This window comes from Thermus scotoductus DSM 8553 (assembly GCF_000381045.1).
Taxonomy (GTDB): Bacteria; Deinococcota; Deinococci; order Deinococcales; family Thermaceae; genus Thermus; species Thermus scotoductus.
Genome location: NZ_KB905762.1, coordinates 1 through 15,449, shown reverse-complemented (window position 1 = coordinate 15,449; position 15,449 = coordinate 1). Strand labels below are relative to the sequence as shown.

13 protein-coding genes, 1 pseudogene and 1 CRISPR repeat array are annotated in these 15,449 nt (G+C 65.0%); of the genes and pseudogenes, 6 read left to right on the top strand and 8 right to left on the bottom strand.

The annotated features are described in order from the left end of the window. A pseudogene (locus F604_RS12110) lies at window positions 1-199 on the bottom strand (transposase); the annotation flags it as partial. 190 nt (window positions 200-389) lie between these two features. Between F604_RS12110 and F604_RS0109760 the strand changes: the two are divergent. From F604_RS0109760 to csm5, 6 genes are all read left to right on the top strand, one after another. Then, complete coding sequence (locus F604_RS0109760) at window positions 390-1,613, top strand: RNA-guided endonuclease InsQ/TnpB family protein (protein WP_081624248.1); 1,224 nt, start codon at window positions 390-392, stop codon at window positions 1,611-1,613. A gap of 71 nt (window positions 1,614-1,684) precedes the next feature. Next, on the top strand, window positions 1,685-4,108 hold the full coding sequence (gene cas10, locus F604_RS0109755; RefSeq protein ID WP_019551494.1) for a type III-A CRISPR-associated protein Cas10/Csm1: 2,424 nt from the start codon (window positions 1,685-1,687) through the stop codon (window positions 4,106-4,108). A 2-nt stretch (window positions 4,109-4,110) separates the two neighbouring features. Further along, window positions 4,111-4,515, top strand: a complete 405-nt coding sequence (gene csm2 / locus F604_RS0109750) for a type III-A CRISPR-associated protein Csm2 (protein ID WP_019551493.1) — start codon at window positions 4,111-4,113, stop codon at window positions 4,513-4,515. Between the two features lie 3 nt (window positions 4,516-4,518). Then, window positions 4,519-5,244 (top strand): type III-A CRISPR-associated RAMP protein Csm3, encoded by a 726-nt coding sequence (csm3, locus tag F604_RS0109745; RefSeq protein ID WP_019551492.1) that lies wholly within the window; start codon window positions 4,519-4,521, stop codon window positions 5,242-5,244. Next, window positions 5,241-6,116, top strand: coding sequence for a type III-A CRISPR-associated RAMP protein Csm4 (csm4, locus tag F604_RS0109740; RefSeq protein ID WP_019551491.1), 876 nt, complete (start codon window positions 5,241-5,243; stop codon window positions 6,114-6,116). The genes csm3 and csm4 overlap by 4 nt, the downstream gene beginning before the upstream one ends. Continuing rightward, on the top strand, window positions 6,113-7,240 hold the full coding sequence (gene csm5, locus F604_RS0109735; RefSeq protein ID WP_019551490.1) for a type III-A CRISPR-associated RAMP protein Csm5: 1,128 nt from the start codon (window positions 6,113-6,115) through the stop codon (window positions 7,238-7,240). Before csm4 ends, csm5 begins: the two co-directional genes overlap by 4 nt. A 446-nt stretch (window positions 7,241-7,686) precedes the next feature. Further along, window positions 7,687-8,253: a CRISPR direct-repeat array (repeat unit 36 nt; unit sequence GTTGCAAGAGATGCTTCCCCGAAAGGGGATTGCGAC). A gap of 324 nt (window positions 8,254-8,577) precedes the next feature. Here csm5 and cmr6 read toward each other — a convergent pair. The 7 genes from cmr6 to F604_RS0109700 are packed head-to-tail and all read right to left on the bottom strand — an operon-like array spanning window position 8,578 to window position 15,247. Beyond that, the gene (gene cmr6 / locus F604_RS0109730; protein WP_019551489.1) at window positions 8,578-9,621 is read right to left on the bottom strand and encodes a type III-B CRISPR module RAMP protein Cmr6; all 1,044 of its coding nucleotides are present in this window, start codon (window positions 9,619-9,621) and stop codon (window positions 8,578-8,580) included. Window positions 9,622-9,624: 3 nt separating this feature from the next. Further along, the gene (cmr5, locus tag F604_RS0109725; RefSeq protein WP_019551488.1) at window positions 9,625-9,969 is read right to left on the bottom strand and encodes a type III-B CRISPR module-associated protein Cmr5; all 345 of its coding nucleotides are present in this window, start codon (window positions 9,967-9,969) and stop codon (window positions 9,625-9,627) included. Between the two features lie 3 nt (window positions 9,970-9,972). Next, window positions 9,973-10,842, bottom strand: coding sequence for a type III-B CRISPR module RAMP protein Cmr4 (gene cmr4, locus F604_RS0109720; RefSeq protein ID WP_019551487.1), 870 nt, complete (start codon window positions 10,840-10,842; stop codon window positions 9,973-9,975). 11 nt (window positions 10,843-10,853) lie between these two features. Then, the gene (cmr1, locus tag F604_RS0109715) at window positions 10,854-12,104 is read right to left on the bottom strand and encodes a type III-B CRISPR module RAMP protein Cmr1 (RefSeq protein WP_019551486.1); all 1,251 of its coding nucleotides are present in this window, start codon (window positions 12,102-12,104) and stop codon (window positions 10,854-10,856) included. Between the two features lie 2 nt (window positions 12,105-12,106). After that, the gene (locus F604_RS0109710; protein WP_019551485.1) at window positions 12,107-13,213 is read right to left on the bottom strand and encodes a type III-B CRISPR module-associated protein Cmr3; all 1,107 of its coding nucleotides are present in this window, start codon (window positions 13,211-13,213) and stop codon (window positions 12,107-12,109) included. After that, a complete protein-coding gene (gene cas10 / locus F604_RS0109705; RefSeq protein ID WP_026329112.1) occupies window positions 13,203-14,969 on the bottom strand; it encodes a type III-B CRISPR-associated protein Cas10/Cmr2 in 1,767 nt (588 codons plus the stop codon). Before cas10 (F604_RS0109705) ends, F604_RS0109710 begins: the two co-directional genes overlap by 11 nt. Continuing rightward, window positions 14,966-15,247, bottom strand: a complete 282-nt coding sequence (locus tag F604_RS0109700) for a hypothetical protein (RefSeq protein ID WP_019551483.1) — start codon at window positions 15,245-15,247, stop codon at window positions 14,966-14,968. The genes cas10 (F604_RS0109705) and F604_RS0109700 overlap by 4 nt, the downstream gene beginning before the upstream one ends. Window positions 15,248-15,449 lie beyond the last annotated feature (202 nt).

Sequence of the window (15,449 nt, the reverse complement as noted above, 5' to 3'; positions counted from 1 at the left end):
GGTCCTGGCCCTGCAGCAGGAGAAAGATGGCCAGGGCCAGGAGTTCAGCCAAGGTGGCTTTCTGGTGCCTTTGCTTTCTGGGGAGCTTGAACCCTTGGGCCTGAAGGGCCTTGAGCTCGTCGTCCACCCAGATGTAGATGGCCACGAGGAGGGTTTCTGCGTCAAGATAGTAGAGGGGGTGCTCTCGGTTTGGAAGCATAGCACCCCCTCTTTTTTCACATCCCAGGGGTTGGGGTCAAGTAGCACACGAAGGTATTTCACAAAACTCCTTTCGTGGATGCTCCGCATTTCAATGCGGAGCTGCTTTTGCCGAAGGCAAAACAAGTCTTGAGGAAACGAAAGCCGCCCGCAGGGCGGTACTTCCGCATGGCTCTTGGTATACTGATTCCATGCCCAGGGCAGAAGCCGTGGTGCTCAAGCTGCGCTTCCCCAGTAAGGCCAAGCGGGAATGGCTCGACCGGACCGCAGGGCTCTTCCATCAGGGGGTGCAGCTGGCACTGGACTACGCTCTGAGCGCCAAGACTTCCAACAGGGGGAAGATCCATGCCGCCACCTACAGCTCCATCCGAGCCTTGGGCCTGCCTTCCGAATACTGCCGGATGGCGGTGAACGAGGCCGTACAGGTTGCCAGAAGCCACTTCGGGCTGCGCAAGAAAAAGAGGCGGGCCGGGAAACCCAGGGTACGCACCCAGCGCATCGGCCTGGGGGTTAGCGCCTACAAGGTGGTAGGCACGGCCCTGCGGGTTTCCACGGAAAAGAAGGGTGAGTTCCTGTGGTTTCCCTTGAGCGTCCCCGCCCACTTCCGGGACAAGCTCCAGTACGTTAAGGGGGACGCCCGACTCTTTAGACGGGGCGACGAGTGGTTCGTGATGCTGCCCCTGAGCGTGCCCCACACCCCTACCGTCCGTGACGGGGACGGTCAAGTGACCGTCATCGGGGTGGACCTCGGGATCGCACGCCTCTTGACCGCAAAACATCCCCAAGGCTGCCTGGTTGTGAACGGAAAGCCCATCCGCCACCGCCGGGAGCGGTTTGCTTCCCTCCGCCAGCGTCTCCAGCGCCACCGCCGCACCGACCTGGTGAGGGCTATAGGGAGCAAGGAGCGGCGTTGGATGACCCACATCAACCACAAGGTCAGCAAGCAGCTGGTGGACCTGGCGGCCCGGTACCCGAACCCCGTCCTGGCCCTTGAGCGGCTGGACGGGATACGGGACAGGGTGAGGGGGAGCAAAAAGTTCAACCGCACGCTGAACAGTTGGGCCTTCCGCCAACTGGTGGACTTCGTGCAGTACAAGGCCGCCAGGAAGGGGGTGCAGGTGGTCTTTGTGGACCCAAGAGGGACCAGCCGCACCTGCCCCCGCTGCGGACACGCTGACCGTTCCAACCGGACCACGCAGGCCATCTTCCGATGTGTGGCCTGCGGCTACCAGGGCAACGCCGATGTGGTAGCCAGCCTCAACATCGCTGCCGCCGCGCTTGATGTGCTGCGGCATGGGCCGCCTGACACGGCCCGGCCCCATAAGGGCCAGGCTCCTTCCGTTGGGAGGGGGCTGGGTGGAGTAAAGGTATGGGTTTCGGCTCATACAGACTCCAACCTCCAAGGTTCCATGTAGGAACCCCCGTTCTTCAGAACGGGGAGGATGTCAGAGGCCTCGCCTGGCAGCCTGGTACACTAAGGCAAACTATGCCCGAAGGAATCGCCCTCGCCCTAGCCGGCCTTCTCCACGATATTGGCAAACTCTTCCAGCGCGCTCGCTGGGGAGAGCGGGAAGGGAGGGCCCGCCACCCGGCCTTCAGCGCTCGCTTCGTGGAGCAGCATGGTGGGCTTTTCCGGCAAGCGGGGCTTGACCCGGGCTGGCTCCAGCGGACCGTGCAACGCCACCATGAGGGCTGGAGGGAGGCACCGGAGTTCCAGCCGCAAACCCCCGAGGAGTGGTGCGTGGCCCTGGCGGACACCTATGCTTCCCAGGAGCGAGAGGAGGCTGCGCAGGCCGGGTCAGGCTCGGTGCCGGACACCCCTTTGCTTTCGGTGTTCCACCAACTCTGGCTTCAGGAGCGGGAGGGTGAGCGGTTGGCCCTGAGCCCCGTCCACCGCCTAGGGGAGGGCCTGAGGCCCGGGGCCCCCTACCCAGAGGGGCGGCCCAACATCGGGAAGGACGTGTACCGCCGGTTGGAGGAAAGGGTGGGAAAGCGCATGGGTGAACTGGCTTCGCACGCTCCCACCAGCCCTGAGGCCCTTCTCCTATCCCTGGCGGCGATCCTGCAGGAGTCCCTGACCCTGGTACCTGCCGACACCCAGTCCGAGCCCGACGTGTCCCTGTACGACCACCTGCGCCTTACCGCTGCTATCGCCCATGCCCTTTGGCTGTACCACGGGGGGCAGGCCTCGGTGGAGGAGCTCCGCCAGGACGCGGAGAAGTTCCTCCTGGTGGTGGGGGACCTTGGCGGCATCCAGGGCCACATCTATCGGGTGGCGGGGGCGGAGACCGGGGTGGGGGGCATCGCCAAGCGGCTAAGGGCACGCAGCCTCGAGGTGAGCCTGGCCGCGGAGGCCATGGCGCTGGGGATCCTGCAGGGCCTGGGCCTCACCCCTCTGAACCGCATCATGGGGGCCGGGGGCAAGTTCTACCTGCTTCTTCCGAACACCCCTGGGGCTTTGAAGCTTCTGGAAAGCCTCCGGAGGGAATGGGAGGCCTGGGCCTGGGAGATGGGGGCAAGCCTCCTGCCCCACCTGGCCTGGCTGCCCTTTTCCGGGAGGGAGTTTGCCAGCTTTCACGTCCTCCTCCAGCGGCTCCACCAGAAGCTGGCCGAGGTCAAGCTCAGGCCCCTAGGCTTCCTGGAAGCCACCCGAGACTCCCTTAGGCCAGCGTTAAGGCCCTGCGCCGCCTGTGGCCTGAGGCCTGCTCGGGAGGACGAACCCGGGGCCCTCTGCCCTGGATGCGAGCGGGAGCGGGAGATCGGGGGAAGGCTTCCCCAGGCGTATGGGGTGGCTTTTTTCCGGGACGACCCCCCAAGGCCCTTCTACCGCTTCCCTGCTCTGGCGGTAGGGCTATGGAGCGGAAGCCCGCCCCCCCACGCCCTCCACGTCCAACGGGGCTGGCCCGTCTTTGGCCCCGACGGGCTACCTTTTGAGGTGAAGCCCCTGCTTGGCCACCTGCCCACGATGGCCCATGCCCTGAGGGCCACGGGGAAATCCCTCGAGGAGTACCAGGCCTGGGTGGCGGAGGAAGGCCTTTGGGAGGAGGAGGGTACCGGTGAAGACCGACCCCTCACCTTTAGCGAGCTGGCGGCCCTGTCCCAGGGGGCTCCTTACCTGGGAGGCCTCCTTCTGGATGCGGACCGCATGGGCGAGGCCTTCGCCACGGGCTTCCAGCGAAATGGGCATAGCCTCGCCACCCCGAGCCGCATCGCTTCCCTCTCCCGCTCACTGGAGTGGTTCTTCGCCGTGGAGGTGCTGGAGCTCATCCGCAACCCAGTCACCTACAAGAACAGGCTTGGGTGGAACGATGTGGAGGCCAGGGAGAAGGCCGCCCACTACCCCCTCATCTACAGCGTGTATTCCGGCGGGGACGACCTTTTCCTGCTCGGGCCCTGGGATGCGGTGCTGGAGTTCGCCTTGGACCTGGAGCGGCTCTACCGGCTCTACGTCCGCCACGAGGCCTTGACCCTCTCCGGAAGCTTCCAGGTCTTCGGCGGCAAAACCCCGGTTCCCTCCATGGCCCGGCTTCTGCAGGAGGGGGAAGCGGAGGCCAAGCGGCAAGGGAGGGGGAGGCTTTTCCTCTTCGGGCAGGCGGTTCCCTGGGAAACCCTGCGGAAGCTTCGCCGCGACTGGATGGAAGAGCTTAGGCGGGACCTCGAGGCCGAGAGGGTGAGCAAGGCTCAGGTGTACCGGTGGCTTGGCCTTTGGCAGGGGCATTGGGGCCGCAAGGGCCTTGGAGAGGCGGAGAGGATGCGGTACAAGCCCCTTTTGGCCTACGCCCTTCGGCGCGTCAGAGAAAAGGACGATGGCGCTTGGAAGCGGTATCTGGACCTTCTGGACCACACCCAACCCCCGTGGCAGTTCCTGCCCGTGTGGGTGCAGTGGGCGCTTTACAGGGAAAGGAGGTAGGGATGGCAGGGCTGGCGTTCTTTCGGGACGAGAAGAGGGAGGTTCTAAACCCGGATATCTTCACGCAGGCCAAGCAGGTGGCCGAGGACATCGCCAAGGAAGGAAGGGTCAAGTCCAGCCAGTTTCGGAACTACTTCGCCGAGCTCAGGGCCCTGGAAAACCGGTTTCTTAAGGAAAGGAGGACGGACCCGGAAAGGGCGTTCCAGAAACTGGTGCCCCAACTGGAGCTCCTGAAGGCGAAGCTGGCCTACAACACCCGGGCCAACGGGCCCCTGAAGGGAGCCAACGCCTTCGTGGGCTTCCTGGATGAAGCCCTGGACGCAGGTAAGCGGAGCCCGGAGGACTTCCTGGCCATGATGAAGTACGTGGAGGCGGTTTTGGCTTACTTTTACGCGAAAGCGAGGTGAGGGATGAAGCTTAAAGCCATAAAGCGCATTCGGGCCATCCTGCTGGCCAAGACGGGCTTGAGGATCGGAATGAGCCGGGACCAGATGGCCATCGGAGACCTGGACAACCCGGTGATCCGCAACCCCCTCACGGACGAGCCCTATATCCCCGGCTCCAGCCTTAAGGGGAAGCTCCGCTACCTGTTGGAGTGGAGCCTGGGCGGGGACTATATCCTCAAGGCCAAGGACAAGCACGTGTTCGCCTCGGAGGATCCGAGGGACCCCGTGGCCCGCATCTTTGGCCTGGCCCCGGAAAACGAGGGAAAAGCCCTGGAAGTGGCCCGGGAGAGGGGCCCCACCCGGCTTTTGGTGCGGGATGCCTACCTCACCCCGGACTCCAAAGAGGAGCTGGAGCGCACCGTGGCCCGGGGTGGATACCTCACGGAGATCAAGCAGGAGGTGTTCATCCCCAGGCTCGGGGGGAACGCCAACCCCAGGACCACGGAGAGGGTGCCGGCGGGAAGCCGCTTCGCCGTGGAGATGACCTACCGGATCCTGGACGACCTGGACGAAGAGTACTTCCAAAAGTACCTCCTCCGGGCCTTAAGGCTTCTCGAGCTGGATGGACTTGGGGGCCACATCAGCCGCGGGTACGGGCAGGTGTTCTTCCTCCATCCCGAAAAACCCCCGGAGGCACAGGAGGGCCTGCCCCTCGAGGAGCGCCTGCTCGTCGAGACCCAAACCCTATGAAGGCCCAGGCCTACTACCTGCGCTTCCAGGGGGGCTTGCGGGCCCTTCCCCAGGCCCCCGCCATCCTGGGGCACCTCTTCTGGTGGTACCGCTACGCCTACGGGAAGGAGGCCCTGGAGGAGCTGCTGGAGGGCTTCCAAAGCAAGGGCCTTCCCTTCCGGATCTCCAGCGCCTTCCCCCGGGGCTGGCTTCCCAGGCCCAGGGTACGGCCTTTGCAGGTGGAGGAAACCAAACTGCGCAAGGAGCTCAAGGGCCTGCGCCTTCTTAGCTTCGAGACCTTCCAGCGGGTGGCGGAGAAGGGGGAGGAGGCTCTCCTCGAGGCTCCTGAGGTCACGGGAAAACTTAAGCCCCCCGGGCCCAGGAGGCTTCGGCGGGTGCGGGTGGGCATCGACCGGGGCACCGGGGGGGCAAGGAAGGGAATCCTCTTCACCCAGGAGCTCCTTTACCCGGAAGGGGAGTACGCCCTCTACGTGACGGGCGAACCCCCCTTTGACCTGGCCGAGGGCCTCCGCTTCGTGGGGGAGATGGGCTTTTTGGGGCTTGCCAGCGTGGGGATGGGGGTCTTCCGCCTGGTGGACAAGGAGGAGGTGGAGCTGCCCGAGGCCAGGGAGCCCACCGGCTACGCCTCCTTAGCCCCTGGCCCCCTGGAGGAGGCCCTCTACTACGAGCTGGAACCCTACTGGGGCCGCCTGGGGGGCGGATACGCGGGGGCCAAGCCCTTCAAGAAAAGTTACCTGCGTACCCGGGAGGGAAGCGTGTACCGACGGGATCCCGGGCCCGTGCTCCTGGAGCTGACCCCCGATCCCCCCCCGGAACCGGGGGTGAAAGTCTACGAGGTCCTGCAGGTCTTCCCGCTGGGGGTGAGGGTATGAGCTTCCTGGAAAGTTACCGGTTGGAGTTGGAGCTTCTAAGCCCGGTCCACGTGGGAACGGGGGAAGCCTTTCCCGCCTACGCTTACGTGCCCGATCGCTCCGCAAAGGCCGTCCACATCCTGGACCCCTCAGTCCTCTTCCTTCACCTTTCCCCCGAGAGGCGACGGGCCTTCCTGGCCAAGGTGGCCGAGGGGCCCAAGGGGGCCCAGGAGGTGCTCCAGTACCTCTACCAGGAGGGGCAGATTCCCAAAGAGGCCATCCTCCGGAGCCTGCCCGCCAGCAAGGCCTTCCTGGACATGGTTTTGGGGGCCCATCAGGAGGCGCTTCTGGAGTTCCGCCCCCTTCCCTACTCTCCTCTGGGTGCCTACCTTCCCGGCTCCAGCGTGAAGGGCGCCCTGCGCACCGCCTGGCTCTTCTGGAGCCTGGTGCAGAAGGGGGAAGATTTGGTCTTCCGGGGAGGGGTCTGGGAGTTCAGACGGTCCAAGGGGGAGGTCCGGGTAATCCCCCGGAGAAGCCCAAGGCTCGGGGATAACCAGGTCTTTGAGGGCGTAGTCCTAGGCTACGCCACCTTGAAGGAACGGGGCTACCAGCTCGACCTTTACAAGGACCCCTTCCGTGCCGTCCGGCTCACGGACTCGAACCCGGGGGAAGGGTTTTTGAACCGTATCGGCATCCACCACCCCTTGGGGAAGATGGACGGCACCGTGGTCCTGGCGGAAACCTTCCGCATGGGAAGCCGGTTCCAGTTCCTCTTCCGCTACCAGGGGGGCTTAGCCCGCCACCGGGGCGTGGCCGGAGCGATACCACCCAGGGAGCTGGTGAGGGCCCTCAGGGAGTACTACGGGAGGGTGGCGGAGTGGGAAAGGAGTTATGCGGAGGAGCACGGGCTTGCGAGGGCCCTCGAGGTTTACGAGGAGCTGGAGAGGCGCCTTAAGGACCCCGAGGTCTTCCCTATCCGCGTGGGGTACGGCTCCGGAAGGCTTGCCCTCCGCCTCGCCCTGCTCCTGCCGGAGGACCATCCCGAAGGACAGGAGCCCAAGACCCGCAAGACGGTAGGAGCCTTGCGGCCCAAGGACGGGTACCCTCTAGGCTGGGCTGTAGGCAGGCTGGTTACCCTCGCCTAGCTACAACCCGCCTAGCCCCTTCTGGGCCCGAGGCCTAATAGGGAGGGTAGTTTTTACCCATCGACAAGGCTTGCAAATGTGACGTGTTCACTTTTACTAGGTGACTTGACACGCCGCAAAGGAATGGTATCGATTGGGTAAGTATTGGTCCGGTTCATCGCAAACGGTATAAAGCCAGGATCCGTTTGACCGAGTACACCGTTACGTTCAAGTGCTATAATCGGGGTGTCCGGAAAGCCGGACGAGGATCTTGAAAGCCGATTTTCCTCCTGCGCAAGGGCAATATGCGTTTTCACCTGCTTATCGACCGCTCCTGCAGTGGCTTTGCAACGAGCTAAACCCCGCAAAACCCCCTTTATTCGCCATGTGTATATTCCAGCCTTCATGATTCTCACAAACCCCCCCTCCAGGAGCACCGTCCAGGACGATGTTCTAAGGGGGGTACCGTTGCAAGAGATGCTTCCCCGAAAGGGGATTGCGACGCCTCCACCAGGGCCGGCCTGTAGTTCACCGTCACGCTGGGTTGCAAGAGATGCTTCCCCGAAAGGGGATTGCGACTATGCGTAGGTCGGGTCGTCATCGTCGTCCTCGTCGTAGAGTTGCAAGAGATGCTTCCCCGAAAGGGGATTGCGACTCGGAGAGGTCGTAGTCGGGGGCGTGGACGTAGATGGAGTTGCAAGAGATGCTTCCCCGAAAGGGGATTGCGACACCAAGTCCCAGTTTCCGGGGGTCAGGGTGAGTTTGGCAAGGTTGCAAGAGATGCTTCCCCGAAAGGGGATTGCGACAGAGTGCCGCAGTAGGCCACCCGCCCGTCCTGGAAGACGAGTTGCAAGAGATGCTTCCCCGAAAGGGGATTGCGACCTGCCAAACTTCTTCCACGCATTCGGAAAGACCGCGGGAGTTGTTGCAAGAGATGCTTCCCCGAAAGGGGATTGCGACGTCAAACTCCCACCACGAAAGGGGGAGCCCGGTAAAGTGTTGCAAGAGATGCTTCCCCGAAAGGGGATTGCGACCTGAAAAGCTCCTGAGTACGGACGTTCTGGAAGATCGCAACCTGCGCGTATTCGGTTTCCAGAGGCCTCAGCGCTTAGAGAAAGGCATGATCTGGGCTTTTCCTGAGGACCTGGAGAAGGCCTTTGCCGATTGGTTACCTGGTACCCTGCCGACCCCTTGACCAGGGCCAAGGGTGGTTTGGGGGTGGTTACGGTGCGTAGGGGCGTCCTGCAGCGCTGGAGGGTCTGGCCTTCCCCGCCCAAGTCCCACCCGCCCAGGGGGCGGAAATCCCAGGCCTCCCAGGACAGAGCACCCTAAAAGCACGCTAGCGGCTCACTCCCACGCTAAACTTCTAGCTTAGCAAGTACCTTTTGCAGGGCAGGGTCCTTCTTGGCCTCGGCCTTCAAATCCTTGGGGTTGGCGAGAAACTTCTTCTCCTGGAGGGCCAGCCGGAGAACGGCTGTTTCCTCAGGGGAGAGGGATACTATGACCAGAGCCCTTTTTCGCAGAAAGTCCGTGAATACCCTGTAACTCAGGGACCTAACCTCGGTAAGAAGGTTGTTCAGCTCGGCTGACATGGCCACTGCCCCGGGAGCGTTCTTTCCCTCTTTGGAGGAGCTTCCTACCAGGTTCATGCGGCCGTAACCCGAGGAGGTTTTGGCCCCCACACCCTCCTCCTTCAGGGCCCAGGAGAGGATTTGCCAGGCCGCATCCAGCCAGGGCCGAGCTGCCCCTGGGTCCACCCCTGGAGCGGGGGCCAGGGCGAGGAGAAAGGTTCCGGTAGCGCTCAGGAAGGGAACGGGAATGGGGCTGTCCCAGTCCGCCGGGGGTGCTTGTCCTCCAGCGTTATACGCCTGGTGGTGGGGATTCAGGATGTCGGGGCGGAGTTCCCAGGTGCCGGGTTCGGGCAGGGCGTCGAAGAAAACCACCATGCCCTGCTCCTCGGTGGTCCCGAAGAGGGCTTCCTGGGCATTACCCCGCTTGAACTCCCTCAGGTTCCGCCGCCAGGCCTCCCCTTCCAGGTAGAGGTGGGCAAAGCGGCTGGCGAGGCCCTTGAGGGCACTGCCGGGGATGTAGGGCACCCCGTAGGTGCGGTGGAGGGTGATGCTGGTCTCCAAAACCCCCTCGCCTCCAAGGCCCACCACCAGGCGGCCCAGGGTATGGGCGGTGCGGAGCTCAGCCCCCACCGCCTCGAGGGCCTCCCGGTACCGTTGGAAAAAGGCCTTGTACTCCTCGGGTTCCCGCTTGCCCGCCACCTCCCTTATCAGGGCTCGCTTACTCTCGGTGTCGTCTTTATCGGAGCTCTTCAAAAACTTGTCCAACCAGAGTCCCAGATGGGTATTCCCCCCGGGAAACCGAACGCGATCCAAGGCAAGCCTACGGCCCATGGTCTACCCCTCAATCAGGGCCTGGGCGAAGCGCTTGTACCATTCCGCCACCACCAGGACCTCCCGGGTGAGGCGCAGGTACTGGAGGAGCTCCGCTTTGCGGGCTTTTTCCGCCAGGTCCCGTAAACCCCCGTGCCCCAGGGTCCTGGCCAGGTCGTCCCCCAAGGCCTTGTGGGCCTCCTTTCCCCGGGAGTCCACGAAGGCCAGGGCCTGGGAGAGGCCTGCCTGCCGCACCAGCACGGGAAACTTTAGGGCCATGTCCTTGTACTCGCGGGCGTCCCCCCTTTTCGCCCTCTCCTTTACCCTCTCATAGGCGTCCTGCGCCCAGGTCTGGGAGCGGGTGCGCATGGCCTAACCTCCTAACGTTATCCGGCAAAGCCCCCGGCCCACCGTGGCCTTGCCTCCCAGTTGCAGGGGTCGCTCCAGAAGCCCCTTCACCATGGCCAACACTCCTTCAGGGGCCAGCTCGGTGCCCTTCCGCCTGGACCTCTCCGCCCGCATCAGGCTGTAAAGGAGGCTTTCCGCAGGTAGGTTCTCCTCATACCAAAGGGCTCCGCGGGCCACGGTTTTGGTTTCGTCGTCCAGGCGGATGCGGGCCACCACCTCCGTGGCGGTTTCCAGGAGGTAGGCCATGAGGTCGTCGTGGACCACAGCCAGACGGCCCTTAACCGGGGCCTTGGTCCTTTCCCTGAACCAGGCCTCCCATGCGGTTAGGGCCGGATCCTCGTGGGCTTTGAGGTCCAGGTCCTCCAGGTAAACCACCCCTCCTTCCACCAACAGGGAGCCCGGGGCCACCCTCACCCCTTCCCTTTGGGGAAGTCCGGAAAGCTCGGGCACCTGGAGGCTTGAGAGCTCGGCTTCCCTCTGGAAGCGTTCCAAGAGATATGGGCTGGTGACGTGGGCGAAAACCCCATAAAGGCTTCGCACCGGTAGGAGTAAGAGCTTAGCATCCCCCACCTGAAGGGCCCCCGCATGCTCCGACGACTCCGAAGTGTCCGGACCAAATACAGCGAATAGGGTGTTCTGATCCCAACCCTCCCCTTGGGCCCGGTCCCGCAGGACCCCCTTGAGGGAGCTACCGGGCAGGTAGGGGATGCCTGTGGCCTTTTCCCGGGCTATGGGGAGGTCAATGGCCCCAATCCCCTGCCCGGTACCGGCGTGCAGGGGGCTTAGGGCGTGCACCAGGGTTAAAGCCGTGACCGTTTCTCCACTGTGGCTCATCTCCACACCTCCTAAAGGGACTCGACAAAGGCCCGCACCGGGTCCTCCTCGCCCTTCAAAAAAGGCAACATTTGGGCCTCAGCTGGGGTCAGGAACACCCCCACGGGAAAGATTCTAGAGGAGATTTCCAAAACGACCCCCCCTGGCGGAACCCGGGGCCCCTCGAGGACCGCCACCACGCACCGATTGTCCTCCAGGGGCCGGAACAGCAGGGGGCTGGCCATGCGGTCCAGGTCTTTGTCCTGCGGCTTGAGGGTGGCGTCGGAAGGGTCCCCTTGGTCCTTGTCCTTGAAATGAAAGATGATGGGCAGGCCAAACTGGCCCCGGGGAAACTTACGCAGGCTATGCCTTGGGGCATGGTTGGGGGCATAACGCCCCGCGAGCCGGCGGATCTCATCGGGCTCAGGCCACAAGGACCGCCCCGGGCGCTTGGGATGGCTCCCTTTGTTGCGCGCCTGCCGGAAGGCCTGGTATCGGTCCACCACCTCCCTCCAGGAAAGGGTCACGACCCGGATCACGCTGCTGGGCGTAAGATGGGGAACCCCTTCCGGCCAACCCTTTTCCCGGCTGAACCGCCTCAGCCCTTCCCTGATCTCGTCCTCCGTGGGGGCTTTGGACCCTTCCGCAGCGAGGGCCCCGAAGCCCCTGCGGGTCCTGGCACCGATTCCACCGAAGGTTTCCCAAGCCCAAAGGGCCGCCTCCAGCTCCTGGCGAAGGTCTAGGCGCTCCGTTTCCAGCGAAACCGCTTCGGGATACATGAGGCGGAGCTTGAAGCGGATCCCTTGCTGCACGGGGTAGTTTCTGGGGTCCTGGCGGGTGCGTTGCAGGGGAAAGGCCACGTAAGGGTGGGCGATGTCAGGTAGGGGTCTAGGAAACTTTTTGCCAGGGATGTCCTGGTACGGGATGGCCTCCCTTCCCTTCTCCAGCACCTCCACCTCCACGGCCACAGGGGAAGCCCCCCCTTCCCCGGCGCTGCCGAAGATGGCCGCCTCGAGGTCAAAAAGCCTCTTCAGGTCCCCTTCGGCCTGCCAGCCCCGAACGGCCCGCCACCAGAAGCGGAGTTGCCCCCGCACCTCGGTGCCTCGCACCACGGTCACGGGGTCGGCCAGGCGGGGCTCCACGCCTCCCCCGAACAGGGGGGTGAGGAGCCTGTAGGTACGCTCCACCTTCACCAGGGGCACCCCATCGTACCGGTACCGGACCTCGCCCTCTTCCCTGAGCCGGGGGGCGTAGGCCTCGCTCCACTCCTTGACCCGCCGCATCCTCACCTCCACTTAAGGGGTCTTCCGCTCCAGACCCCCAGCGCCGCCAGGCCGTAGCCGTCCTTGCGGTCTTGCTCCCGGTCGGAAAGGTTTTGGAACCAGATACCTGCAATCCACTCCCGCACCTCGGCCTCCCCCCACGCCTGGGGCAGGCGGAGGAAGTACACGCTTCCTGCGGGCACCGCCCTGCGGGTGGGTTTGGGCCTTCCCGCCTTGAGGTCCCAGCCGGACACCACCAGGGGCCGGCCCACCGCCGCGGCCACCGCGGTGGCCCCCAGGAACCTTCCCTCCTCGGGGAGGTAGGCCCCGTGGAAGAAGGCGGGGGTAAGGAGGACCAGCCGGGCGGCCCGGTTCTGCAGGAGGGCCTCCACAAGCCGTTCCGGCACAAGGGGAATCTGTGGGCCCCCTGAGTGCCAGTAAGCCAGGCGCCGCTCCCCGCCCAGGGGGTGGATTCCCTCCACGGATACCCCGTCCTCTGGCCAGAGGACCAGGGCCAGCCTCCCTCCAAACCCCGATTCCTTATCCCGTTTCCGTTTCACGCGAAACTCCAGGCCCTGGGTCTGGAAGAGGGCCCCCTCGAGGCCCGTGCCCGTGCTGGGATCCAGGCTCACGTGGGTGCGCGCCTCGGGGACGGGACCGTCCTGCCCCTCCACCCGGAAGCCGGTATGGGGGTTCAGCAGCCAGTTTTGGAAGTTTTCCCAGTACCACCAGGAGGGCAAGCGGCCAGGCTTCTCCTTGAGGGAGGGGTCCTCGAGGGCCACGGGCAGGAGGTCCTGGGGAAGGTTGGTGCCCGCCCCTTCCGGGGGCTCAAGGGGTGCCAGGGGATAGACGGTTTCCCCCAGGCGCACGGCATCCAGGGGCCTGGGCGCGAGGAGGCGCCACCCCCCCTCCCCTTCCTCCGCCAGCAGGGGGCCCTTGACACCCCAGGAGAGCACCCTCTCCGCCTCCTCCGGGAACCGGAGGCCTTCTTGGAGGCCCCGCCGACTGCGGTAAGCCCCCGCCAGGGTTTGCGGCAGGGGAAAGGGCAGGCTCCGGGCACGGGCCCCGGGGCTATTGGTGAAGGGCCTCCCGTCCCGAACAATCAGGGAATCCCTGGGCTCAATGAGCATCCCACACCTCCCGGCTTTCCACGGGCACCCCCGCCTGCTCCATGGCCTCCGCGAAGGGCCGGGCCAGGATGAGCTCGTGGGCGAGGCGCTCCACGTGCTCCTTGGTCCGGATCCAATGGGCGAGCTCCTCCCGGTAGGCCTCCTTCATCTCCTTTCTCTTAAGAATCCTCATGGCCTCGGCCACCAGGGCCTCCTCGGATAACACATCCCCGGCCTCCCGGATCAGCTCCTTGAGCTCGTAGGCCGCCCTCGAGGGCACCGCCTCCAGGCGGATGAGGTCCGCATAGCGCAGGAGGCGCTGGGTGAGGCGGGGGCTTTCGTCCCACCGTCCCCGCACCGCCAGTTCCGAGCCGGAGCGGGGGCTATAGATCACCGCCAGGGCGTTGCGCTTCGGTTGGTCCTCCTTCGCCTTCTTCTCCGCCCTGCGGGCCAGGTCCAGGGCATCCTGTAGGGGCTCCAGGTGGTGCACCACCGCCAGGCCCACGGAGAGGCTCGGGAGCACGCCGCCCTTGCCGTAGGGGGCCATGACCTCCCGGAACCGCTCAGCCAGGGCCCGGGCGCAGGCCAGGGCCCTATGCAGGGGAAGAAGGGCCAAAACGTCATCCCCGCCCGAGTAGACCAGTCCCCCGCCGTGCCTCTCCACGATGCCCTTCACCTTCAGGGCAAACTCCCGGGCCAGGGCGTTGGAAAAGGCCCGGTGGGCCTCGGGGTTCTGGAGGCCGTCCAGGGTCTCCCCCATCCGGTCCCCGTCCGCGTGGAGGAGGGCGTAGTAGGTACCCGGTGGGGGAAGGCCCTTTTGCCTCAGCTCGGCCCAGAGGGTTTGCAGGCGCTTGCGCACCGCCTCGAGGCGGGAGGGGTCCTCCGCCAAGGAGGTGAACTCCTCCAGGCGGGTTTCGTAAAGGAGGCGGACGTCGTAGTCCCCAAAGGGGGTGTCCCGGAGCACGGGGTGCCAGGTTTGGGAGCGGGCCTCCTCACCCACCAGCCTTGCCACCTCCGCCAAGGCCTCCCGCACCCGCCCCTCCAGCCCCCGGGCCTTGGCCCCTTCCCAGAAGGGGAGGGCGGCCATGTGGGTGGTGCTCACAAACCCCTCCCCCACGGGCCACCAGCGCTTGAGGAGGTCCGGACCGGACAGGTACTCCCCTGGTCGCAGGCCCAGCGTCACCCGTGCCCGGTTGGCCTCCTCGGGCTTGTCGGGGAGGAGCAGCACGCTCTCCCGGGCCCCATCCAGGGAGCTCTTGAAGGCCGCCGAGCCCCAGGTGACCTGGGCGAAATCCCGGGTGTTCTTGCGGGCGGCTAGCAGCGCCGCCACCCTCCCCCTGGTGGAGGCATAGTCCTCCTTTGCCCCCAGGGGCGCATAGGCGTAGTAGCCCTCCAGCAGGTCCTCCACCTGGGCGAGGGCGGTGTCCAGGAAGAGGTGGTCCTGGCGCCCTCTAAAAACCTCCATCGCCTTGGCCTTCAGGTAGGCCCGGGCCGCCTCGAGGGCCTTCTCCCCCAGGGCCTTCGGGTCCTTGCCCTCGGGCACCAGGGCCAGGATCACGTTGGGAATGCCTGCCTTGCCCAGTTCCTCCAGGCTAACCTCCCCTCCGGGGGCGGGAAAGATGAGCTGCTCCTCCCCCACTTCCCCCGCCAGGTGCCTGGCCACCTGCTGGGCTGCCTCGGATAGGAGGCGGCTTCCCGCGTAAAGGTCCCGGGTTCTTCGGGCGGTGGCGATGAAGTCCTGAACGGGGCCCAGGCTCAGCATCAGGATGTGTTTCAAGGGCGCACCTCCCTAATGCAGTGGAAAAGGTCCCTTCCTCGCCTGTACAGCTTCTCCAGCTCCTCCAGGGACTGCACGGCCCTCTGCGCGTCTCCCCCCTGGGGGCGCGTGCCGTGGGCGATGGCGTTGCGCACACGCCGAAGGAGGTCGTAGTCTTCCTGGGCGGCGCTGCCCAGGGTGGCCAGTTTCTCCAGAAGCTTCTCCCGGGCCTCCGTCTTGCGGGGTCGTCCAGCCTGTAACCCGCTTCGCCCGATAAAGGTGACCAACAGGTTTTCCATACGTTCCACCCAACCGGTATCTAGGGAAAAACCGGTATCTCGGGAAAAGGTGAGAAGATCTCTCCCGACGCCGTCAAGGTTGTCTGTCCCCCGTGTGACGACTCCCCGGACTAAAGTCCAGGGCTTCTCGGGCATGGTATTGCTACCCCCGAAGGCCCCGTCCAGGCCCTAGCCAGGATGTTCTGCGCTGCCGCCACGTCCC